General features: G+C 30.6%; 17 protein-coding genes and 2 pseudogenes. 12 read left to right on the top strand and 7 right to left on the bottom strand.

The features are described from left to right. The first annotated feature begins 69 nt into the window (after nucleotides 1-69). Nucleotides 70-3420, top strand: a complete 3351-nt coding sequence (gene secA / locus RRF68_RS01215) for a preprotein translocase subunit SecA (RefSeq protein ID WP_315944717.1) — start codon at nucleotides 70-72, stop codon at nucleotides 3418-3420. 56 nt (nucleotides 3421-3476) lie between these two features. Here the strand turns inward: secA and ung are convergent. Then, nucleotides 3477-4138, bottom strand: a pseudogene (gene ung, locus RRF68_RS01210) (uracil-DNA glycosylase). Between the two features lie 37 nt (nucleotides 4139-4175). Between ung and RRF68_RS01205 the strand changes: the two are divergent. From RRF68_RS01205 to RRF68_RS01195, 3 genes are all read left to right on the top strand, one after another. Further along, nucleotides 4176-6383: an endonuclease MutS2 gene (locus RRF68_RS01205; protein WP_315944716.1), complete on the top strand. Its 2208-nt coding sequence runs from the start codon at nucleotides 4176-4178 to the stop codon at nucleotides 6381-6383. Nucleotides 6384-6921: 538 nt separating this feature from the next. Continuing rightward, nucleotides 6922-7452 (top strand): hypothetical protein, encoded by a 531-nt coding sequence (locus RRF68_RS01200; RefSeq protein ID WP_315944715.1) that lies wholly within the window; start codon nucleotides 6922-6924, stop codon nucleotides 7450-7452. Beyond that, nucleotides 7449-8285, top strand: a complete 837-nt coding sequence (locus tag RRF68_RS01195; protein ID WP_315944714.1) for a metallophosphoesterase — start codon at nucleotides 7449-7451, stop codon at nucleotides 8283-8285. Before RRF68_RS01200 ends, RRF68_RS01195 begins: the two co-directional genes overlap by 4 nt. A 102-nt stretch (nucleotides 8286-8387) precedes the next feature. On the opposite strand, the gene RRF68_RS01190 is transcribed toward RRF68_RS01195, so the two are convergent. Then, nucleotides 8388-8612: a hypothetical protein gene (locus RRF68_RS01190; protein WP_218772832.1), complete on the bottom strand. Its 225-nt coding sequence runs from the start codon at nucleotides 8610-8612 to the stop codon at nucleotides 8388-8390. A gap of 21 nt (nucleotides 8613-8633) precedes the next feature. After that, nucleotides 8634-9966, bottom strand: a pseudogene (locus RRF68_RS01185) (MATE family efflux transporter). Between the two features lie 172 nt (nucleotides 9967-10138). On the opposite strand from RRF68_RS01185, the gene tpx reads away from it, so the two are divergent. The 6 genes from tpx to ribB all read left to right on the top strand — a co-directional run bounded on the left by tpx (nucleotide 10139) and on the right by ribB (nucleotide 16846). Then, a complete protein-coding gene (gene tpx / locus RRF68_RS01180) occupies nucleotides 10139-10636 on the top strand; it encodes a thiol peroxidase (protein WP_315944713.1) in 498 nt (165 codons plus the stop codon). Nucleotides 10637-10642: 6 nt separating this feature from the next. Further along, nucleotides 10643-11023 carry a diacylglycerol kinase family protein gene (locus RRF68_RS01175; protein ID WP_275316084.1) on the top strand — a complete coding sequence of 127 codons (381 nt, stop codon included), beginning with the start codon at nucleotides 10643-10645 and terminating at the stop codon, nucleotides 11021-11023. Nucleotides 11024-11050: 27 nt separating this feature from the next. Then, complete coding sequence (locus RRF68_RS01170; RefSeq protein ID WP_315944712.1) at nucleotides 11051-13471, top strand: DNA translocase FtsK; 2421 nt, start codon at nucleotides 11051-11053, stop codon at nucleotides 13469-13471. A gap of 40 nt (nucleotides 13472-13511) precedes the next feature. Continuing rightward, nucleotides 13512-14165 (top strand): LolA family protein, encoded by a 654-nt coding sequence (locus RRF68_RS01165; protein ID WP_218772837.1) that lies wholly within the window; start codon nucleotides 13512-13514, stop codon nucleotides 14163-14165. Nucleotides 14166-14253: 88 nt separating this feature from the next. Then, nucleotides 14254-15726, top strand: a complete 1473-nt coding sequence (locus tag RRF68_RS01160) for an LptF/LptG family permease (RefSeq protein ID WP_218772838.1) — start codon at nucleotides 14254-14256, stop codon at nucleotides 15724-15726. Next, the gene (gene ribB, locus RRF68_RS01155; RefSeq protein WP_218772839.1) at nucleotides 15704-16846 is read left to right on the top strand and encodes a 3,4-dihydroxy-2-butanone-4-phosphate synthase; all 1143 of its coding nucleotides are present in this window, start codon (nucleotides 15704-15706) and stop codon (nucleotides 16844-16846) included. The genes RRF68_RS01160 and ribB overlap by 23 nt, the downstream gene beginning before the upstream one ends. Before the next feature lie 71 nt (nucleotides 16847-16917). On the opposite strand, the gene RRF68_RS01150 is transcribed toward ribB, so the two are convergent. From RRF68_RS01150 to RRF68_RS01135, 4 genes are all read right to left on the bottom strand, one after another. Further along, nucleotides 16918-17859: an NAD(P)H-dependent flavin oxidoreductase gene (locus RRF68_RS01150; protein ID WP_315944711.1), complete on the bottom strand. Its 942-nt coding sequence runs from the start codon at nucleotides 17857-17859 to the stop codon at nucleotides 16918-16920. Between the two features lies 1 nt (nucleotide 17860). Continuing rightward, nucleotides 17861-18661: a hypothetical protein gene (locus RRF68_RS01145; protein WP_315944710.1), complete on the bottom strand. Its 801-nt coding sequence runs from the start codon at nucleotides 18659-18661 to the stop codon at nucleotides 17861-17863. A 32-nt stretch (nucleotides 18662-18693) separates the two neighbouring features. Next, nucleotides 18694-19881: a tRNA 2-thiouridine(34) synthase MnmA gene (mnmA, locus tag RRF68_RS01140; RefSeq protein ID WP_315944709.1), complete on the bottom strand. Its 1188-nt coding sequence runs from the start codon at nucleotides 19879-19881 to the stop codon at nucleotides 18694-18696. Nucleotides 19882-19971: 90 nt separating this feature from the next. Further along, nucleotides 19972-20670, bottom strand: a complete 699-nt coding sequence (locus tag RRF68_RS01135; RefSeq protein WP_218772843.1) for a toxin-antitoxin system YwqK family antitoxin — start codon at nucleotides 20668-20670, stop codon at nucleotides 19972-19974. Between the two features lie 62 nt (nucleotides 20671-20732). On the opposite strand from RRF68_RS01135, the gene RRF68_RS01130 reads away from it, so the two are divergent. Continuing rightward, nucleotides 20733-21308, top strand: coding sequence for an adenylosuccinate lyase (locus RRF68_RS01130; protein WP_315944708.1), 576 nt, complete (start codon nucleotides 20733-20735; stop codon nucleotides 21306-21308). A gap of 2 nt (nucleotides 21309-21310) precedes the next feature. Continuing rightward, nucleotides 21311-22384 (top strand): serine hydrolase domain-containing protein, encoded by a 1074-nt coding sequence (locus tag RRF68_RS01125; RefSeq protein ID WP_315944707.1) that lies wholly within the window; start codon nucleotides 21311-21313, stop codon nucleotides 22382-22384. Nucleotides 22385-22387: the final 3 nt, after the last annotated feature.

Below are 22387 nucleotides of genomic sequence, written 5' to 3'. Positions count from 1 at the left end.
GCATAAACACAACTATATAATTAACGCTATTAACCAAAAGTTAACTAGCTATAAAACAATATTTTACAAATGAGCGTTTTAAATTCGATTCTAAAACTTTTTGTTGGTGATAAACAACAAAAAGACCTAAAATCTCTACAACCGATTGTTGAGAAAGTACTATCTTTCGAAAATTCATTAAATAATTTATCTAACGATGAGTTACGAGCAAAAACAATCGAATTTAAATCGAAGATAAAAGAAGCTACAAAATCTTTTACTGAAACGATAGCAACGTTAGAAGAAGAAGCTTTAACTGCTGATATTGATCGTCAGGAAGAAATATATACTGAAGTTGATAAATTAAAAGACGAATCTTACCAAACATCTGAAGCTGTTTTATTAGATATTATGGCAGAAGCTTTTGCTGTAGTTAAAGAAACTGCTAAGCGTTTTACTAATAATGATAAACTAGAGGTAGCAGCAACTGCTTTCGACAGAGAATTATCTGCCACTAGAGAACATATTACTTTAGATAACGACAAAGCTTATTGGGCAAGCTCATGGGATGCTGCAGGTAAAGAAGTTACTTGGGACATGATTCATTACGACGTGCAATTAATTGGTGGATCTGTTTTACACAATGGTAAAATTGCAGAAATGATGACTGGTGAAGGTAAAACACTTGTATCTACCCTACCTGTGTTCTTAAATGCCTTAACAGGTAACGGTGTGCATGTAGTAACTGTAAATGATTACTTAGCAAAACGTGACCGTGCTTGGATGGCGCCAATTTTCGAATTTCATGGTTTAAGCACCGATTGTATCGACTTTCACCAACCTAATTCAGAAGAACGTAGAAAAGCTTATAATGCCGATATTACATACGGTACCAACAATGAGTTTGGTTTCGATTACTTACGTGATAATATGGCTAGCTCTAAAAACGATTTAGTACAAAGAGCACCTAACTACGCAATTATTGATGAAGTAGATTCTGTTTTAGTTGATGATGCTCGTACACCCTTAATTATTTCTGGTCCTGTGCCACAAGGTGATCGTCATGAATTTAACGAATTAAAACCATTAGTAGCCGATTTAGTTTCACTACAAAATAAATATTTAGTTGGTGTTTTAGCAGAAGCTAAAGCATTGCTAAAAGAAGGAAACACAAAAGATGGTGGTTTTTTATTATTAAGAGTTTACCGTGGTCTTCCTAAAAACAAAGCATTAATTAAGTTTTTATCACAAGAAGGAATCAAGCAAATTCTTCAAAAAACAGAAAACTTTTATATGCAAGACAATAATAAGTTGATGCCAGAGGTTGATACTGAATTATGGTTTACTGTAGAAGAAAAAAATAATCAAATTGATTTAACGGATAGAGGTATTGCTCATTTGTCAGAAAAAACAACTAACGATACATTTTTTGTTTTACCAGACATCAGTGTTATTGTTGGTCAAATTGATAATAGTGACGATTCTCCTGAAGCCAAAGCGAATAAAAAAGAAGAATTATATCGCGATTTTAGCGTAAAAAGCGAACGTATACACACAATGAATCAGCTTTTAAAAGCATATACTGTTTTTGAAAAAGATGTTGAATATGTTGTAATGGACAATAAAGTAATGATTGTTGATGAGCAAACCGGTCGTATTATGGACGGTCGTCGTTACTCTGACGGATTACACCAAGCATTAGAAGCTAAAGAAAATGTAAATATCGAAGATGCAACACAAACCTTTGCAACCGTTACTTTACAAAACTACTTTAGAATGTATCGCAAGTTATCTGGTATGACAGGTACCGCGATTACAGAAGCTGGTGAGTTTTGGGAAATCTATAAATTAGATGTTGTAGAGATTCCAACAAACAGACCTATTCAAAGAGATGATAAAGAAGATTTAGTTTACAAAACTACGCGCGAAAAATACAACGCTGTTATTGATGATGTTGTACAATTATCAAACCAAGGTCGCCCAGTTCTTATCGGAACAACTTCTGTAGAAATATCGGAATTATTAGGTAGAATGTTACAAATGCGTAAGATTCCGCATAACATATTAAATGCAAAATTACATAAACGTGAAGCTGATGTTGTTGCCGAAGCAGGTAATGCTGGTGTAGTAACCATCGCAACAAACATGGCAGGTCGTGGTACCGATATTAAATTATCAAAAGAAGTAAAAGAAGCTGGTGGTTTGGCAATTGTTGGTACAGAGCGTCATGATTCTCGTCGTGTAGACCGTCAGTTACGTGGTCGTGCAGGGCGTCAAGGTGATGTTGGTTCTACACAGTTTTATGTTGCTTTAGATGACAACTTAATGCGTTTATTTGGTTCTGATAGAATTGCTAAAATGATGGATAGAATGGGCTTAAAAGAAGGTGAAGTAATTCAGCATTCTATGATTTCTAAATCTATTGAAAGAGCGCAAAAGAAAGTAGAAGAAAATAACTTTGGTATTCGTAAGCGTTTACTTGAGTATGATGATATTATGAATGCACAACGTGAGTTTGTTTACAAACGCCGTCGTCATGCATTAGATGGTCAGCGTTTACAGATTGATATTGCAAATATGATTTATGATACTTGTAGCTCAATTGTAAAGCAAAACAAAATGAATAGTGATTATAAGAACTTCGAGTTCGAATTAATTCGTTTTTCATCAATGACCTCTCCTTTCTCTGAAGAAGAATTTAATAAACTAACTGAAGAAGAGTTAACAGATAAATTATATGTTATTGTTTCTGCTCATTATAAAAATGATACAGAAAGACATGCAGATAATGCTTTCCCGGTAATTAAAAATGTTTTTGAAACAGAAGGTGATCGTTACGAACGTATTGTGGTTCCTTTTACTGATGGTGTAAAAACATTACAAGTTGTAACCAACTTAAAAGAAGCTTACGAATCTGAAGGAAAATCATTAGTAAACGATTTCGAAAAAAATATTACGCTATCTATTATTGATGAAAACTGGAAAGATCACTTACGTAAAATGGATGAGTTAAAGCAAACCGTTCAGAACGCTACGTATGAACAAAAAGATCCTTTATTAGTTTATAAGTTTGAAGCTTTCGAATTATTCCAAGCAACTGTTGACAAGATTAACAAAGAGGTTTTATCTTTCTTATTTAAAGGTCAGTTGCCAAGTCAAGATGCATCACAAGTATCAGAAGCTACTGAACAAAAAAGAGAACAATTAGATACTCATAAAGACGAGGTTCAAAACTCTTCTCAGCAAGCAATGAACAGAGCTCGTAATCAGCAAACTCAAGAAGAACAAGTTATTGAAACTGTAGTTCGTGAGCAACCAAAAATTGGTCGTAACGAAAAAGTTACTATTAAAAATGTAATGTCTGGCGAAGAAAAAGATGTTAAATATAAACAAGCAATACCTTTATTAGAAAAAGGAACTTGGGTGTTATATAACAAATAAGCAGTCTTAATTTTATAATAAAAAAGCTTGGTAATTAAATTACCAAGCTTTTTCTTTTACCATTTTATTTCATTGCAATCCTTGCTCCTCAGAAAATCATTTGTTTTAGAGAAATGACCACTACCAAACCAACCTCGCCAAGCTCCTAATGGCGATGGATGTGGAGCTTTAAAAATTGTATGCTTTTCTAAGTTAATAACGCCTCCTTTTTTTCTGCAAATTTTCCCCAAAGTAAAAACACAACATTTTCTTTTTCTTCGGATATTTTTCTAATAACAACATCGGTAAACTCTTCCCAGCCTTGTTGCTGATGACTTCCTGCCTCACCTTCTCTTACCGTTAAAGTAGCATTTAGTAACAAAACCCCTTGTGTAGCCCAGCGAGACAAATCTCCAGAAACAGCAGACGGAATACCAACATCAGTTTCTACTTCTTTAAAAATATTCTTTAATGACGGCGGATGCTTAATTCCGTCTTTAACAGAAAAACACAATCCGTTTGCCTGCCCCTTTCCATGATATGGATCTTGTCCTATAATTACAACCTTTAAATCATCAAAAGAACAATAATTAAAAGCTGCAAAAACAGCTTCTTTATACGGGAAACAGATGTGATTATCATATTGATTATCAACAAAACTAGTTAATTTTTTAAAATATGGCTTTTCAAACTCAGTTTGTAAAATATTTTTCCAGCTATCACTAATATTTAGTTGCATTGTTTGTTATTTTTGTATCCGTTTCAAATATACTATTTTGACTAAAAACATTTCAGAAAAGACACTTCAAGATTTAGAATTCACAACCGTTTTAGAACAAGTTGCAGAACATTGTATTACAAATTTAGGTAAAGAAAAAACACTTGTTGTTCAGCCAATATCAAACAAAAGAAAATTATTTTTCGAATTAAATTTAGTAAACGAATATTTGTCTTCTTTTGAAAACGAGAACAGACTTCCTAATCACTTTTTTGAAGATATTACAGAAGAAACTAAACGATTAGCCATAGAAAATAGTTTTTTAGAAACAGAAGCTTTTTTAAGAGTTGCAACAGTTACAGAAACTGTAAACGAAATGAAAAAGTTTTTAATAAAATTTAAAACCTACTACCCTACTTTATTTAAGCTAAGTGATCAAATAGAACTTACTACTTTCGTTTCTGATAGTATAAAAGAAATAATTACCTCTTATGGTAAAGTTGCAGATAACGCTTCGCCTGCTTTAAAGCAAATACGTAAAGATATTAATAACGTTCGCGGAAAAATATCTGAAAGTTTTACACATGCTTTAAGTAGAAATATAGCCAATGGTTATTTAGATGATATTAAAGAAACTATTATAGATAATCAGCGTGTTTTAGCTGTTACAGCAATGCATCGTCGCAAAATAAAAGGTAGTTTATTAGGTGCTTCTAAATCGGGTAACATTGTTTATATAGCGCCACAAGCTACCTTGGCTTATAGTAGAGAATTACAAAATTTAATTTATGAAGAAAAGCAAGAGGTTGTTAAAATATTAAGAGCCTTAGCTAGTAAAATTCATCCTTTTACACCTTTACTAAAGGAATATATTGTCTTTTTAACACATTTAGATACGGTTGCTGCTAAAGCAAAATATGCGAAAAGCATTAACGGATTATTGCCTAAAATTACCAAAGAGAAAAAGATTCTTTTTAAAGATGCTTATCACCCTGTGTTATGGAAAAAGAATAAAGATCAGAATAAAAAAACATTTCCTCAAACTATTCAGTTAGATGAGAAACAACAAATTATTGTTATTTCGGGTCCCAATGCTGGTGGAAAAAGTATCACTTTAAAAACAATTGGTTTATTACAGTTGATGCTACAAAGCGGATTATTGATTCCTGTTCACGAGCGAAGTGAAACTACGTTATTCAACACTATATTAACGGATATTGGAGATAATCAATCCATAGAAAATCAACTAAGTACTTATAGTTATCGCTTAAAAAATATGCGTTCATTTTTGAAAAAATGCGACGATAACACATTGTTTTTAATTGATGAATTTGGTACTGGTTCTGATCCTGAATTAGGAGGTGCCTTGGCGGAAATTTTCTTAGAAGAATTTTACGAAAGAAAAGCATTCGGAATTATTACAACGCATTATGCTAATTTAAAGGTTTTGGCTAACGAACTAGATAATATTACTAATGCAAACATGCAGTTTGATGAACGTACTTTAGAGCCTTTATATAAATTATTTATAGGACAAGCAGGTAGTTCTTTTACTTTTGAAGTTGCTCAGAAAAACGGAATTCCGTACAGCTTAATCAACAGAGCTAAAAAAAGAGTAGAAACTGAGAAAATTAGACTGGATAAAACTATTTCTAAGCTTCAGAAAGAACGCAATCGTTTACAAAAAACTTCCGACAGTTTGGTTAAACAAAAATCTAAAGGACAAGAACATATTGACAGTTTACAGGAAAAAGAGCAAAAAATACAAAGCAAACTTTCTGGTTTTCAAGAGTTGTACGATAACAATCAACGAATGCTTACCTTGGGAAGAAAGACAAACGAATTACTTAATAAGTATTTTCAAACCAACAATAAAAAGGAATTATCTACCGAGTTTTTTAAATGGGTTGCTGCAGAAAACACAAAACGCATAAAAAAAGCACCACTTAAAAAGTTAACAAAATTAGAAAAAAAACAAGATAAAATTACTACTCAGAAGCAACAAGAAGCTATAAAAAAAGTAGAAAAAGAAGTGCTTCAAAAAGTAGTAAAAGTTAGAGCTGAAAAGAAAGAAGAAGCTAAAAAAATAGCAATCGAAAAAGCTGCTTACGTTTACTGTGTAAATGACCGCGTTAGATTAATTGATGGAAACTCTGTTGGAACAATTGATAAAATTGAAAAGAAAACTGTTTTTATCAATTATGGTTTATTTACAACCAAAGCAAAACTAGAACAGTTAGAATTGGTAGAACGTGCTAAAAAATAGGTAATCTTATCTTAATTTATTATTAAAAATAAGCGGACTTTGCGAATTCATTTTTTTGATGAATTAAAACCATCTATACCACTAAAGTTATCATCAAACAAAAATAAAATTATTCAAAAGTTAAAAAAAAACATAAACTATTAACCTTAACTAAATTTACTAATATATTAATTCGAGGAAATCAAATACATGATTCTATTACTAAAAAAAATCTATGAAATATTTGTTAAACTTAACAAATTCTTAAAATATACTTACTATATTATTAGCGAGGTTTCACTAATTATGATTACAATGTATAAAAATACTTGGAACACAAAAAAAATACAATACAATAAAAAGAGTAAATTAAAACATTCACTAACAACATTGATAATCATAATTATCATTAATAGTATGAATGCACAATTAGAACTCGAATCCTTTTATAGATATTGGTGAAAATAATGTATCAGAAGGTGTATATATAAAAAATGCCTATAGAGGTAATTATCAGTATAAAAAATATAATATTGAAACTGGAATACAATTTGACTTAATGAGTAGTAATCCAAACACACTTACCGGGATTGATATCATAGGTTCTAGAAAATTTTTAATAAAAAACTTTTCTTTTGGCGTTAAAGGTTTTTTTATGCTAAATAGATTTTCAGATTTAATGTATGAAACCAATTACGGAATACGATTAGAAACAAGAAAATTTAAACATATCCTTTTTGAAATTGGTACAAATTTTAAAACGTATGCAATAAATGCAAAAGCCAGAAAAGAATATAACATTGATAAATCGAATAGCAAATTACATGAAAATTATATCGTAATGTACTTAGTTACTGCTTTCCTTAAAACTCATGATAGTGATTGGAATGTTGGTTTCTCTGTTACTAATTTTGATTATTATGCAATTGATCAATTAGTTCATCCTCGTATTAATTTACAAATGAAGTATAAACTAAAACCTAATCTAACTTTATATCTTGACTCATGGTATAGGCGTTCGGGTATTTTTAATATCAGTGCTAATCATTTTGGTTATTTTTTTAGAGGAGGTATAAAATGGAAAATATGAAAATAAAAATATTATTACTTTGTCTATTATTCTCTCTATTGTCTTGTGATGATAATGAATTCCGTGGTTTTTTCACCTCTTACGAAGATGCAAATAAACGTTTTGAGCAATCTCTTAACTGGAATGAGCAGTTTGGGTATTCTGAATTAAATTTAGATAAAAACACGTATGCGCTACATTTAATGGGAGATTCTCATATTGGCGGAATAAAAGGTATAGATGCTTTCTTTAAAGAAGCAATAGATAAGGAAGCCACCGCTGCTGTATTATTAGGCGATTTAACATCTGGGCGTAAAGATGATTATGATTTTTTTGCAGAACACATTCCTTCAAAAGATTTGCTAATGTACTATCCTATTGCAGGAAATCATGACTTATATTATGATGGTTGGAAAAGTTTTTATTCTTTATTTGGCTCATCGTCTTATTACTTTGTTGTAAATACTCCAGCTGCAAGCGATCTTTTTATTTGTTTAGATACTGGTGGAGGAACTTTAGGTGACAAACAACTTAAATGGTTTAAAAAACTTTTAGAAGCGAAAAGAAAAGATTACAGATACTGTAATGTATTTACTCATAACAGTCTATTTCGCTTAGATTCAAAATCTAATTTACCACTTATAGGTGAAGAGGTGCAAGTTTTATTAGACTTATTTATAAGACATCGTGTAGATGTGGTAGCTACCGGTCATGACCACAAGAAAAATACTGCTATTTTGGGTAATACAACTCACATTGTCGTAGATGACTTGAAAGATGATAATAAAACCCCAAATTATTTAAAACTAAATTTTACAGAAGAAAAAATTGATTATAATTTTATTAACCTTTAATTATTTCGTCTTAACCTGATTACAAAAAAATTGCTTGCTAAATCTTTTAAAATTAGATTGAGCAAGCAATCTATATTGGAGAATAAGTTTTTAGAAAGAAACTTACTCTAAGCCTTCCATTTCTTTATCATAAAACTCTCCTGCCTTATCCATTAAACCGGCTAATTCGGTAGTAATATCCTCTTCTGTTTCCCCTGTTAAATCTTCAAACCATTCTACTTCATCATCTTTTAAATTGATTAAAAAACGTGGAAATTCTGTATGCAAGACAAAAATATCTTCTGGATGATTACTATTATCTGCTAATAAAAATTTAGGTAAATTCATAAAAAACGTATTATTTATATTTTATTTATCCCCAATAACGGAGTTTCTTTCAATCAATTTTAAAGTTAATCTGTTAAATCTAATAAAAAGTAAAACAGATGCTGTTGTTAAACCTGCTAATAAACCTAACCAAATACCAAAACTACCATAAGTTTCTTCAGTTCCTAAAAAATAACTGATAGGAAAACCTACAATCCAATACGATATAAAAGTAATTATTGTTGGTATTTTAACATCTTGTAACCCTCTTAATGCTCCTAATATTACAACCTGAATACTATCTGATATTTGAAAAATAGCTGCCGCAATTAATAAATTTGCTGCAATCTTCATTACTTCCATATTATCCGCATAGTTTTCAGCATCACTTAAATCTACATATAAATTAGGTAGCGATTTGTGAAATAGGTAAAAAATGGTTGCGAAACCTATTGCTAATATAATTCCTAACAAAAAGATAGAAAAGGCGATTCTTCTAAGGGCTATAAAGTTTTTTAATCCTTTTTGATTTCCTACTCTAATCATAGAGGCAACTCCTAATCCCATAGCGACCATAAATGTCATTGAAGACAAATTTAAGGCTATTTGATTTGCTGCTTGAGCATTTTTACCTAACAATCCGCTTAACCAAATGGCTGCTGTAAAAATAGCTACTTCAAAAAACATTTGCATAGCACTTGGTGCTCCTAAGTTTATTATTTTACGAAGTATTAATTTATCGAGTACAAATAATTTGATATTAGTTACCAATAGCTTCGAGCGTTCTTTTCTTTTTTAAAATCCACCAAAGGTGAAATACCATTACAAATCTAGATAACAAGGTTCCGTATGCAGCACCTACAATTCCCATTTCTGGAAAGCCGAATTTCCCGAAAATCAACAAGTAATTTAAAACTACATTTATAACATTCGCTAAAATTGTAGCATACATTGGGTAACGTGTCATAGACAAACCATCACTAAATTGTTTGAATGCCTGAAAAACAATCATCGGAATTAAAGAAAAAGCAACCAAATCTAAATACGGAATTGCTAATTCAACAACTTCAACAGGTTGTTTCATTAAATACATTAAAGGTTTTGATAAGAAAACCAATAGAAACATTAAAATACCTATAGTGGTACATAAAAACAAACCGTGTTTGAAGGTAGCTTTTGCTTCTTTAAAATTGTTAGAAGAATCTGCTTCTGCAATTAGTGGTGTAATTGCTGTAGAAAATCCGATTCCTAAAGACATAGCAATAAACATAAAACTGTTTCCTAAAGAAACAGCTGCTAACTCGGCCGTTCCTAATTGCCCTACCATAATATTATCTACAAAACTTACAAAAGTATGCCCTAACATTCCTAACATTACTGGGGCTGCAAGCTTTAGGTTGTATTTAAATTCTGATGTGTATTGTTGTAAGTTCAAAAGGTATTGTATTTCAAAATGCGAAGATAACTTTTTTAACAGTCCGCTATCTTTATCTTCTTCATTTTTTAATTAATTTAATTACCTTTGATTTTTATAAAATAAACAGAAAATGGCGACAATAACACTAAAAGGGAATTCAATAAACACAACCGGTAATTTACCAGAAAACGGTAGTAAAGCAACTGACTTTTCTTTAGTTGCAACCGATTTATCAATTAAAAAATTAGCTGATTTTTCAGGTAGCAGATTAATTTTAAATATTTTTCCTAGTGTAGATACAGGTACATGTGCTGCATCTGTTAGAGAATTCAATAAAAAAGTTGCAGGTTTAGACAATACAAAAGTTTTATGTATTTCTAGAGATTTACCTTTTGCACAAGGTCGTTTTTGTGGCGCTGAAGGAATTGAAAACGTAATTATGTTATCTGATTTTGCTACTGGAAAATTTGGTAAAGACTATGGTTTAGAAATTACAAATGGTCCTTTAGCAAACTTACACTCTCGTTGTATTGTTATAATTAACGAAGAAGGAAACGTTGTATATACAGAACAAGTAAGTGAGGTTGTTGATGAACCAAATTACGAAACAGCTTTAAAAGCTTTATAATATTTTATGAAAAATCCTAATGACGGTTTTATTAAAGGAAGGTTGCGTAGTATGACCTTTGCTTTAAAAGGAATGTGGTTATTAATTACTACTGAAGATAGTATTAAAGCACAACTTTTTTTTGGCTTTATTGCTACTGTTTTAGGTTTTTGTTTTAACATTTCTATGAATGAATGGATGCTTCAAACTTTAGTTATCGGAATGGTTTTAGTAGCAGAAGCTTTAAATACTGCTGTTGAAAAAGTAGCTGATTTTGTGCATCCTGATTATCATGAAAAAATAGGTTTTATAAAAGATATTGCAGCTGGCGCACCCGCTTTTGCAGCCTTTACCTCATTGATTATTGCAGGTATAATTTATCTTCCTAAAATAATAGCTATCTTGTAACGTTCAATTTATTTCTAACCTAAATACATGGCAAAAAAAAAGACAACCACTCAAAAGAAACAACCTAAAAGTAATTCGTTAAAAAAAGTATATTCCTTTTTTTCTAACAAACACAACCAAACTATTTTAGGTGCTTTTTTGGTGCTTTTTTCAATATTTTTAACTGTTGCATTTATCTCTTTTTTCTTCTCTTGGCAAGAAGATCAAAGTGCTTTATCACAGTTCTCTAATAAAGCAATTCCTACTAAAAATCTATTAGGTAAAATAGGAGCTAAACTAAGCAACTTCTTTATTTATAAGGGCTTTGGTTTAGGTGCTTTTATTATACCTGTTACGCTATTTTTAACGGGAGCAAGAATCTTACTTCAAACCAATTTAAAAAGAATCATAATTTCATGGAATTGGGGTTTATTAATAATGCTTTGGTTATCTATATCATTAGGTTTTGTTGAGAAAAAAAATGCCCTTTTATCTGGTGTTATTGGTTTTGAATTAAATGAATACTTACAAACATTTTTAGGAAAAACAGGGTTAAGCATTTTATTATTTTTCTTTTTGATTGCTTATTTAATTATTCGTTTTAGCATAACTCCTGAAAAAATAAGTGAGAAAGTAAAAGCTGCTAAAGAAAATAAAATAGTAGATACAGCAATCGTTAATCAAGATATTGTTAAAGAACCTCTTAAAGCGAAAGCTACAGAACCAAAGTCTGGATTTGAATTATCTGTAGAAAACTTGCAACCTACTATATCTAAACATTCGGGTGTAAAAACTGCTACGGAACCAAAAGAGGAAGAAATTACTTTAAATGTAGCTTTAAAAAGTGAACCTTCAGTAAAAGTATCCGAAGAAACAAAAAAAGAGATTGAGATTGCTATTGAACAAAATTCTGAAGAAAAAAGTGTTGCTGAAAACTTATCTGATAAATTAGTTAAAGATTTTGGTGAATTTGATCCTACATTAGATTTAGGAAACTTCAAATTCCCAACCTTTAATTTATTAAAAGAATATAACGAAACTATTTCTATAGATCCGGAAGAACTTGAGGCTAACAAAAACCGAATTGTAGAAACACTTAAGAACTATAAAATTGGTATTGAACAAATTAAAGCAACTGTAGGGCCAACAATTACATTATATGAAATTGTTCCTGAAGCCGGTATTCGAATTTCGAAAATAAAGAATTTAGAAGATGATATTGCCTTATCTCTTTCTGCTTTAGGTATTCGTATCATCGCTCCTATTCCTGGTAAAGGGACTATTGGTATTGAGGTGCCGAATAAAAAATCGACGATTGTTTCTATGCATTCTGTTATTGCATCAAAGAAATTTCAAGAATCTCAAATGGAGCTTCCTATTGCTTTGGGTAAAACAATTTCTAATGAAACCTTTGTTGTCGATTTAGCTAAAATGCCACACTTGTTAATGGCAGGTGCAACAGGTCAAGGAAAGTCAGTTGGTTTAAATGCTGTTTTAACTTCTTTATTGTACAAAAAACACCCTGCAGAGGTTAAGTTTGTTTTAGTAGATCCGAAGAAAGTAGAATTAACATTGTTTAATAAAATTGAACGTCATTATTTGGCTAAATTACCTGATAGTGAAGAGGCTATTATTACAGACACTGCCAAAGTTGTAAACACATTGAACTCTTTATGTATAGAGATGGACAACCGTTACGACTTGCTTAAGAACGCCATGGTTCGTAATATTAAAGAATACAATACGAAATTTAAAGCACGTAAGTTAAATCCGAATGACGGACATCAATTTTTACCATATATCGTTTTGGTAATTGATGAATTTGCTGATTTAATTATGACTGCTGGTAAGGAGGTAGAAACACCAATTGCTCGTTTAGCACAATTAGCACGTGCCATAGGAATTCATTTAATTGTGGCTACACAAAGACCTTCTGTAAATGTAATTACAGGTATTATTAAAGCAAATTTCCCTGCAAGAATAGCGTTTAGAGTAACTTCTAAAATAGATTCTAGAACAATTTTAGATGCTGGTGGAGCAGATCAATTAATTGGTCGTGGAGATTTATTATATACCGCAGGAAATGACTTAAACCGAATTCAGTGTGCTTTTGTTGATACGCCTGAAGTTGAAAAAATAACAGACTTTATTGGCTCACAGCGTGCATATCCTGATGCCCATTTACTACCTGAATATGTAGGTGAAGAAGGTGGCACAAATGTTGATATAGACATTGAAGACAGGGATAAATTGTTTAAAAGTGCTGCCGAAGTTATTGTTACAGCACAACAAGGTTCGGCATCTTTATTGCAACGTAAATTAAAATTAGGATACAATAGAGCTGGTAGAATAATAGATCAACTAGAAGCTGCTGGTATTGTGGGACCTTTTGAAGGAAGCAAAGCTAGGCAAGTTCTAGTTCCTGATTTTGTTGCTTTAGAACAATTACTAGAAAACGAAAAAAATTAATAGTTATAAAAATATTCCCGTAACGGAAAAAAGATATAAAATGAGAAAACTAGCATTATTATTTATTGGATTATTTATTAGTGTAACCACCATTGGTCAAAACACTTCTACGCAGGCTAAACAGTTGTTAGATGAAGTTTCTAGCAAAATGGGCGCTTACAATAACATGCTTATTGGTTTTAACTCTTCTTTAATAAATAAAGAAGCTGGTATAACAAACGATCCTCCTATACGTGGAGTAATTACACTATCTGGCGAAAAATACAATTTAGATTATTTGGGAAATAACTTTGTTTTTGATGGTAGAAAATTAGTTGTAATCAATAAAGAAGAAAAAGAAGTAAATATATCTAATGGAGATTTAGAAGAAGAAGACGGATTTATTTATCCATCTAAACTATTAACTTTTTATAAAGAAGGCTATACTTTTTCTATGGGAAAACTAGAAAACAACAACGGCCGTAAAGTACAGTTTGTAAACCTAACGCCTATTGATAGTAATTCTGATATTATAAAAGTTCAATTAGGTATAGATGCAAAAACAAAGCATATTTATAAATTAGTTCAAATAGGTTCCAACGGAGCTGAAACAACTTTTACAATAACTAAGTTTAAAAGTAATCAACCTATTTCTAAAAATCTATTTTCATTCGATAAAGAAAAGTTCCTAAAACAAGGATACTTTATCGATTAAACTCAAAGTATAAATTTTGTTAATGATTGTAAAAATCATTAACAAAATTTATACTCTTTTATTCATCTAACCCACTACCTTTGCTACTGTGAAAACATTAGACAAATATATTTTAAAAAGCTTCTTACAGCCTTTTTTCGCAACATTCTTAATAATACTATTCGTATTAGTAATGCAAGCTCTATGGCTTGCTTTTGATAATTTTGCAGGTAAAGGAATTAGCCTTGTTATTATCTTAAAATTTCTTTGGTACACAATGCTACTTATGGCACCGCAAGCTTTACCTATTGGAGTTTTACTTTCTTCTATTATGACTTTAGGAGGCTTATCTGAAAACTATGAGTTTGCAGCGGCAAAATCCGCTGGTATTTCGTTACCTAGAATGGTGCGACCTTTAATGTTTTTAACTATTTTTTTAAGTGCTGTAAACTTTGTGTTTTTAAACAATGTATATCCGTATGCAATGTTAAAACAACTAAACATGAAGGTAAATATTAAGAAGAAACAACCTGCAATTGCTCTAGTCGCTGGAAGTTTTAATACCGAATTACCAAACTTTCAAATTAAATTTGAAGAAAAGTATGGTGAAGAAAACAACCTTCTTAAACAAGTAATGATTTATGATTTATCTGCTAAAAAAGGAAATAATAAAATTATAACAGCGAAAAGAGGAAGAATAATTTCTGAAGAAGGAAGCAGATATATGACTCTAATTTTAGAAGAGGGATATTATTTTGAGCATCATATTAGTAACGGTATGACATTTAAGGAAAAGCAAAAAATGCCTGCTTCTCATGCTTATTTTGATGAATACACTATTAATATAGACATCTCTTCTTTTAGTGAAGATGATATTGGTGAAGAAAAATACACAAGGCAATACAACATGTTAAGTTTAGCACAACTTAAAGATACGCTGCCTACCCTAAAAAAAAACTATGACGCTTTTATTACTAGTCGATCTAAAAATTTATTTTTAAGTATTGATATTGAAGATTTACATTCATATCCAGACTCTTTAGTTAATAAAGAACTTTCGTCTGATATACTTAAAAATTTTGAGGTTAGAGAAAAACAAAATATAATAAATACTGCAAACTCGAAAATTAAACGTAGCTTAAATAATTATAAATCCAGTAAAGAAACACTAAAAAGAAGAAGAAAATATCTTAACTTATATGATATTGAATTTTACAACAGAGTTGCTTTTTCACTTTCTTGCCTATTACTTTTCTTTATAGGGGCACCATTAGGTTCTATCATACGAAAAGGAGGAATGGGGTTACCCATGATTTTAGCCATTGGTATATATGTTCTTTATTTTTTTACAAATACTTTTGGACGAAACCTAGCTGAAGAAAGCTCTGTAACAGCTATAACAGGCTCTTGGCTAAGTGTATTTTTAATGCTACCTTTGGCTATAACATTAACGATTAGAGCAAGTAAAGACAAAGGTTTGTTCGATTTTAAAACCTTTATCAGTCCGCTTGTCAATTTATTTAAAAACCTATTCTCTAAAAAGAGAAAACAACATAACAATGACAACACAAACAGCAACTAAAATTCAATTACATACAATTGAAGAGGCCATACAAGATATTAGAGACGGAAAAGTTATAATTGTTGTAGACGATGAAGATCGCGAAAATGAAGGTGATTTTTTAGCTGCGGCCGAAAAAATTACTCCAGAGATGGTTAACTTCATGGCAACACACGGTAGAGGTTTAATTTGTACACCACTTACCGAAGATCGTTGTAAAGAACTGGAGTTAAATATGATGGTTAACAACAATACAGATCCTTTAGAAACTGCTTTCACCGTTTCTGTAGATTTAAGAGGAAAAGGTGTTACTACCGGTATTTCTGCTGCCGATAGATCTAAAACAATTAAAGCTCTAGTTGATGCTGATACGAAACCTTTCGATCTTGCTCGTCCAGGACATATTTTTCCTTTAAAAGCAAAAAACGGAGGTGTTTTAAGAAGAACCGGTCATACCGAAGCTGCAATTGATTTTGCACGTTTAGCCGGTTTAAAACCAGCAGGTGTTATTGTAGAAATCATGAATGAAGATGGTACGATGGCTCGTTTACCGCAGCTATTAAAAGTAGCCAAAAAATTCGACCTAAAAATTGTTTCTATTGAAGATTTAGTGGCGTACAGAATGGAACATGATTCTTTAATTGAAAAGAAAGAGGATTTTAATATACAAACTCGTTTTGGTGATTTTCGTTTAAGAGCTTATCAACAAACTACCAATAAACAAATCCATATCGCTTTAACGAAAGGTAATTGGACAAAAGATGATGCTGTGTTAACTCGAATTAATTCAACTTTAATTAACAATGATATTCTTGGTACTCTAACCAACAATGCTGACAAAAAACTAGATCAAATGTTTAATGTCATTAATGAAGAAGGTAAAGGTGCTATTGTTTTTATCAATCAAGAAAATCAAGCTTTAAACTTATTAAACCGTTTAAGAGGTTTAAAAGACAACCAAGCTAATGGTGAAATGAAGGCTCCTAATGTTGTGATGGATAACAAAGATTTTGGTATTGGAGCACAAATATTACACGATTTACACTTGCATAAATTACGTTTAGTTTCTAACACAAAACAAACCAAACGTGTTGGTATGATTGGTTACGGATTAGAAATTGTAGATTATGTAAATTACTAAAACATGCATTTTATAAAATAAAAAAAGGAAGCTCTAGAGCTTCCTTTTTTTATTTTTATAAATTTAACTAATTATAAATTGTTTATTGATAATTTAATCTCTTCGTATTCTGTCACTATCTCTTCGATAACCTCTTTAGCTGACTTTATTTCATTTATAATTCCTGCTATTTGTCCAATTTCTAATTCTCCATCTTCTAAATCACCTTCAAACATTCCTTTTTTGGCTCTTGCACGTCCTAATAATTCTTTTATATCATCTAATGATGGATTATTAGCGTACAACTCCTCAACCTGATTGAAAAACTTGTTTTTAACCAAACGAACTGGTGCTAATTCCTTTAATGTTAATTGTGTTCCTCCATCTTTTACGTCAACAATTGTTTTCTTAAAGTTATCGTGTGCTGAAGACTCTATAGTTGCCGCAAAACGACTACCAATTTGTACGCCGTCTGCTCCTAAAACCATCGCTGCTAACATTCCTCTACCCGATCCTATTCCTCCTGCAGAAATCACAGGTATTTTAACTTCTTGCTTTACCATTGGTATTAAGGTAAGCGTAGTAGTTTCTTCGCGTCCGTTATGTCCACCAGCTTCAAAACCTTCACAAACCACAGCATCTACTCCAGCAGCTTCGGCTTTTAAAGCAAACTTTACAGAACTTACAACATGTACAACCGTAATTCCTTTTTCTTTTAAATAAGAAGTCCACGTTTTAGGATTCCCTGCGGATGTAAAAACGATTTTAACACCTTCTTCAATAATAATATCCATGATTTTTTCAATATCAGGATATAACATTGGTACATTTACACCAAAAGGTTTATCTGTTGCTTTTTTACATTTTTGAATATGTTCACGTAAAACATCTGGATACATAGATCCTGCACCGATTAAACCTAATCCACCAGCATTAGAAACAGCTGATGCTAATTTCCATCCAGAAACCCAAATCATTCCTCCTTGAATAATTGGGTATTTTATATTAAATAGTTGTGTGATTTTATTTTGCATTTTAACCTCTAAAGTTTAATGGTTGAGAAAAATTAAATGGAATTTTTCTATTTAAATGTGTTGCAGGAGCCCAACCTTCCATATTTTCAAAAAAAGCGGTGATTTGTTTCTTTAATTTATTAGGAAGTTTCTCATCTATAGTAACATCTCTAATCTTTCCATCAACGTCTATTACATAATAAACGTTTACTTTTCCTTTAACTTTAAAATCAATACTTCTTGTTAACTTTTTTAGTTTATCAATATATTTTTTATTTCCACCTTTAAATGTTGGTTTTTTAATCTTAAAATCATCATATTTAAAATCAATTTTATTTCCTTGCAAATTATAGAAAGTAGACTTTAATAGGGAATCATTCTTAAAAACACCTCTACTGGCAATTGTTCCATTATAATGATATAATTTCCAAACCCCTTCTTTATTTCCTTTTAAATATAAGGCTTCTATATTCTTATTTCCATTGTCAAACCAACGTGTTTCTTTTCCATGTTTTTCTCCTTTATTATTGTAATATAATAAAGAAGTCATTTTTCCATACCTGTTAAAATTAACCGACTCGCCAATCTTATTTTTTTTATCTTTTGATTTATAATAGGTATAATTATATAACTTTCCGCTTCTTCTAAATTTTCTAACAAACCACAAAGAATCTGATTTCTTTGTTATTATTTCAAAAGATCTAGCTATCTCCTTATCCTTTGTTATCTTTCCTTTTTTATCTAAATAATTAACAATAGAATCTTTTTGAGAATACCCTTTAAAACTCACTAATAAGATTAATAATAGCAATACTTTTTTCATATCTTTTTCTTTTATTTTTTTTATGATTTTCTTTAAGAAATAACTCCAGAGCCAAGTAATTCTTCATTTGCATACCAAGCTACAAATTGCCCTTCTTGAATAGCAGATTGCTTGTTTTCAAACTCAACATACAATCCATTTTCTACTTTATGAAGCATTGCTTTTTCTAATTTCTGACGGTAGCGAATTCTAGCTTCAACTTTCAAGGTTTCGCCTATTTTTAAAGCTAAATCTTCACGAACCCAATGTAACTCTTCATTAGATACAAATAATACATTACGATATAAACCTTGGTGATTTTTACCTTCACCTGTATAAATTACATTTTCGTTCACATCAGTTTCAATAACATACAAAGCTTCTTTGGTTCCTCCTACATTTAAACCTTTACGTTGTCCTTTTGTAAAATAGTGCGCTCCTTGATGTTTACCAACTGTTTTTCCGTTCTCTTTGTTATAAGAGAATTTTGTTGAAAAATAACTTAGCTCAGCTTCTTTGTTTTCAAACTTCGGAATTGGACGCGTATATTGTTCAAAATCTGAAGGAATTTGTACAATTACTCCTTCTTTAGGTTCTAATTTTTGTTGTAAAAAATCAGGTAAACGAACTTTACCTATAAAGCATAATCCCTGAGAATCTTTTTTATCCGCAGTAATTAAATCTGCTTTTTTAGCTATTTCTCTTACTTCTGGCTTTGTTAATTCACCAATAGGAAACATTGCTTTAGATAATTGTTCTTGCGATAATTGGCATAAAAAATATGACTGATCTTTATTATTGTCTTTTCCTCCTAAAAGTTTATAAATAGGCTTACCATCAATAACTTCTTCATCTTTTCTACAATAATGACCGGTTGCCACATAATCGGCACCAAGACTTAAAGCAATGTCCATAAAAACATCAAACTTAATTTCTCGGTTACATAAAACATCCGGATTTGGTGTACGTCCTTTTTCGTATTCATTAAACATATAATCTACAATACGTTCTTTGTATTGATCGCTTAAATCTACTGTTTGAAAAGGAATTCCTAATTTATCTGCAACAATCATTGCATCATTGCTATCTTCTAACCAAGGGCATTCATCAGATATAGTTACCGAATCATCATGCCAGTTTTTCATAAACAAACCAATTACTTCGTACCCTTGTTCTTTTAATAAATAAGCGGTTACACTACTATCTACACCTCCCGAAAGTCCTACTACTACTCTTTTCATTCTTTACTTTTATGAGCTACAAATTTACGAATAAGTTTCTGTTTATATAATGGATAAAACCAATAGAATCATCAATTTAATTGATAACTATTAATTCTTATTTTTTAAGTCAGATAGTTTTTCTTTTTTCCTTTTATCAACAATTTCACCGTCCATATAAAACTCCCACTTACCTACTCTTTTTCCGTTTTTATAGACTCCCTTTTCTTTTATAACTCCTTTTAAATCAAAATACTTACCTTCACCTTCTAACATTCCGTTTACATAAAATACCTCTTCTATTAAAATTGCAGAATCAGTATACGTTTTAGAAACTCCATCTTTTTCACCTTGCTTATAAAATGTTTCTTGTGTTAGATTTCCGTTAGGGTAATAATTTTTAAGATTTCCATCTAGTTTTCCATCTTTATATTCTTCCTCTGAAAAAATTTTCCCGTTAGAAAAATAATAAACCCATTTACCAATACGCTTTTTACCTATCATTTTACCCTCGCTTTTTAGTTTACCTAGTTGATTGTAAAATTTAACATCTGCTGTATCATTAACAAACGTTTTTATAATTGTTGGTATGGTAGATGATGTGATATTGTAAAATTTAAAAACCCCTATTTCTTTTCCGTTTTTAAAAGTACCTGAATATCGAATTTTCCCATTATCATAATTCTTTTTCCAAACCCCAGTTCTTTTTCCGTTCACATCTAATTTATTTAATTTCTGAGCTTCTACAGAAACCACAAAAAAAACTGATAATAAAAGTACTGTTGAAAATATCCTCTTTATATTTAGCATTGATAATTTTTTTACTTAATTTGATGATTTACTAAAACCAAAAATACACAAACCGTACCAATATGAGTATTGATTTTTTAATTTCTGTTTTAAATGATATGAAAAATCCTGCTAGGGTAAACAGAAATAAGGCTGCTAATATTGTACTGGCACAACCAAATTTAATAAAACAATTAGTTGATTTAACTTTTGATGTAAATAATAAAATATCTATTAAGGCCGCTTGGGTGTTGGAATGGATTTGTACGCATCACGGAATTGAATATATACATCCTTACGTTACTAATTTTGTTGATAATATATCGAGAGTATATTATGATAGTGCTGTGCGACCTTGTGCTAAAATTTGTGAACATTTGGCAAACGCATATACTTCTAAAAAGGAAAACGAAACACAAATTATAGTAACACAAAAGCATATAGATACAATTATTGAAGTCGGCTTTGATTGGTTGATTACCGATCAAAAAATAGCGGTACGTGCTTATACTATGAATTTTTTATATTTATTCGGATTACAAAAAGATTGGGTCCATACCGAATTACAACACTTAATAAGCACTAAAATTATTCATGAAAGTAAAGGTTGTAAAGCTCGTGGAAAATATATTTTAGATTTGATAAACAAAATTGAATAACTATGAAATTATCTGTTAAACTACTATTATTTGTGGTTTCGTTTTCTTTTAGCATATCAAATGCTCAACTAAAAAAACAAATAACTACTGCAACAAATATTACTAAAAAACTTATACTTAATCAAAATATACCCGGGCTTAGTATAACAATTGCAAAAAAGGGTGTTAATATTTGGTCTCAAGGTTTTGGTTATGCTGATTTAGAAAATAAAAAGAAGGTCTCTTCAAACTCTACACTATTTAGAGTTGCTAGTATATCTAAAACTATAACATCAATCGGTTTAGCCAAACTTATTGACCTAAATAAAATAAAACTTAACGAGAGTTTGTACAAATATGCTCCCTATTTCCCTCGAAAAAAATATGACTTTACACTCAGGCAAATTGGAGGACATATGGCCGGAATTAGACATTATAATGGAAATGAGTTTTTAATCAACAAAAAAATGTCGATAACAAAAGGATTAGATGTATTTAAAAACTCAGCCCTTTTGTTTAAACCAGGGACTAGATTTAAATACAGTACTTATGGCTTTAATTTATTAAGCGTTGTTATACAAGAATCTTCAAATAATGATTTTTTTGAGTTCATGTATAAAGAAATTTTTAATCCTTTAAAAATGAATCATACTTTTGCAGAATCTGCAAATTATAAAGTTAATAACCTTACAAATTTTTACATAAAACGAAGAGATAAAGTTATTATAGGTCCAAAAGTAAACAATCTATATAAAGCTGCTGGTGGTGGTTTTTTATCAACATCAGAAGATTTGGTTTTGTTAGGATCTGAATTTATCAATCCCAAAATAATAAGTAAAAAATCTTTACTAGAAATAACAACATCTAACAAAACAAACGACGGTAAAAAAACTAATTACGGGATTGGAATTAGTATTTCAAAAACAAAAAACAATTCTCTAAAGCTAAGTCATTCTGGTGGCGGAATTGGAGCTTCTTCTTACTTATTAATTTATCCGGAAGAAGAAATAACAATCGCTATTCTTACCAATTTAACAAATGTAAAAATGAATACTTATATAAAAAACTTAGAAACTATTTTTGTAGACGGTAATTAGTTT

The organism is Tenacibaculum sp. HL-MS23, assembly GCF_032463465.1.
GTDB lineage: Bacteria > Bacteroidota > Bacteroidia > Flavobacteriales > Flavobacteriaceae > Polaribacter > Polaribacter bernardetii.
Note: the sequence above shows the minus strand (reverse complement) of the source record. Positions and strands in the feature narration are given on the sequence as shown.

Excerpts from the sequence above, each read along its gene's own strand:
- RRF68_RS01135 (WP_218772843.1), bottom strand. The coding sequence starts at position 20,670 with ATGCTAAATATAAAGAGGATATTTTCAACAGTACTTTTATTATCAGTT.
- RRF68_RS01145 (WP_315944710.1), bottom strand. The coding sequence starts at position 18,661 with ATGAAAAAAGTATTGCTATTATTAATCTTATTAGTGAGTTTTAAAGGG.
- tpx (WP_315944713.1), top strand. The coding sequence starts at position 10,139 with ATGGCGACAATAACACTAAAAGGGAATTCAATAAACACAACCGGTAAT.
- RRF68_RS01165 (WP_218772837.1), top strand. The coding sequence starts at position 13,512 with ATGAGAAAACTAGCATTATTATTTATTGGATTATTTATTAGTGTAACC.
- RRF68_RS01130 (WP_315944708.1), top strand. The coding sequence starts at position 20,733 with ATGAGTATTGATTTTTTAATTTCTGTTTTAAATGATATGAAAAATCCT.
- mnmA (WP_315944709.1), bottom strand. The coding sequence starts at position 19,881 with ATGAAAAGAGTAGTAGTAGGACTTTCGGGAGGTGTAGATAGTAGTGTA.
- RRF68_RS01190 (WP_218772832.1), bottom strand. The coding sequence starts at position 8,612 with ATGAATTTACCTAAATTTTTATTAGCAGATAATAGTAATCATCCAGAA.
- RRF68_RS01150 (WP_315944711.1), bottom strand. The coding sequence starts at position 17,859 with ATGCAAAATAAAATCACACAACTATTTAATATAAAATACCCAATTATT.
- RRF68_RS01200 (WP_315944715.1), top strand. The coding sequence starts at position 6,922 with ATGAGTAGTAATCCAAACACACTTACCGGGATTGATATCATAGGTTCT.
- secA (WP_315944717.1), top strand. The coding sequence starts at position 70 with ATGAGCGTTTTAAATTCGATTCTAAAACTTTTTGTTGGTGATAAACAA.
- RRF68_RS01125 (WP_315944707.1), top strand. The coding sequence starts at position 21,311 with ATGAAATTATCTGTTAAACTACTATTATTTGTGGTTTCGTTTTCTTTT.
- ribB (WP_218772839.1), top strand. The coding sequence starts at position 15,704 with ATGACAACACAAACAGCAACTAAAATTCAATTACATACAATTGAAGAG.
- RRF68_RS01175 (WP_275316084.1), top strand. The coding sequence starts at position 10,643 with ATGAAAAATCCTAATGACGGTTTTATTAAAGGAAGGTTGCGTAGTATG.
- RRF68_RS01195 (WP_315944714.1), top strand. The coding sequence starts at position 7,449 with ATGAAAATAAAAATATTATTACTTTGTCTATTATTCTCTCTATTGTCT.
- RRF68_RS01170 (WP_315944712.1), top strand. The coding sequence starts at position 11,051 with ATGGCAAAAAAAAAGACAACCACTCAAAAGAAACAACCTAAAAGTAAT.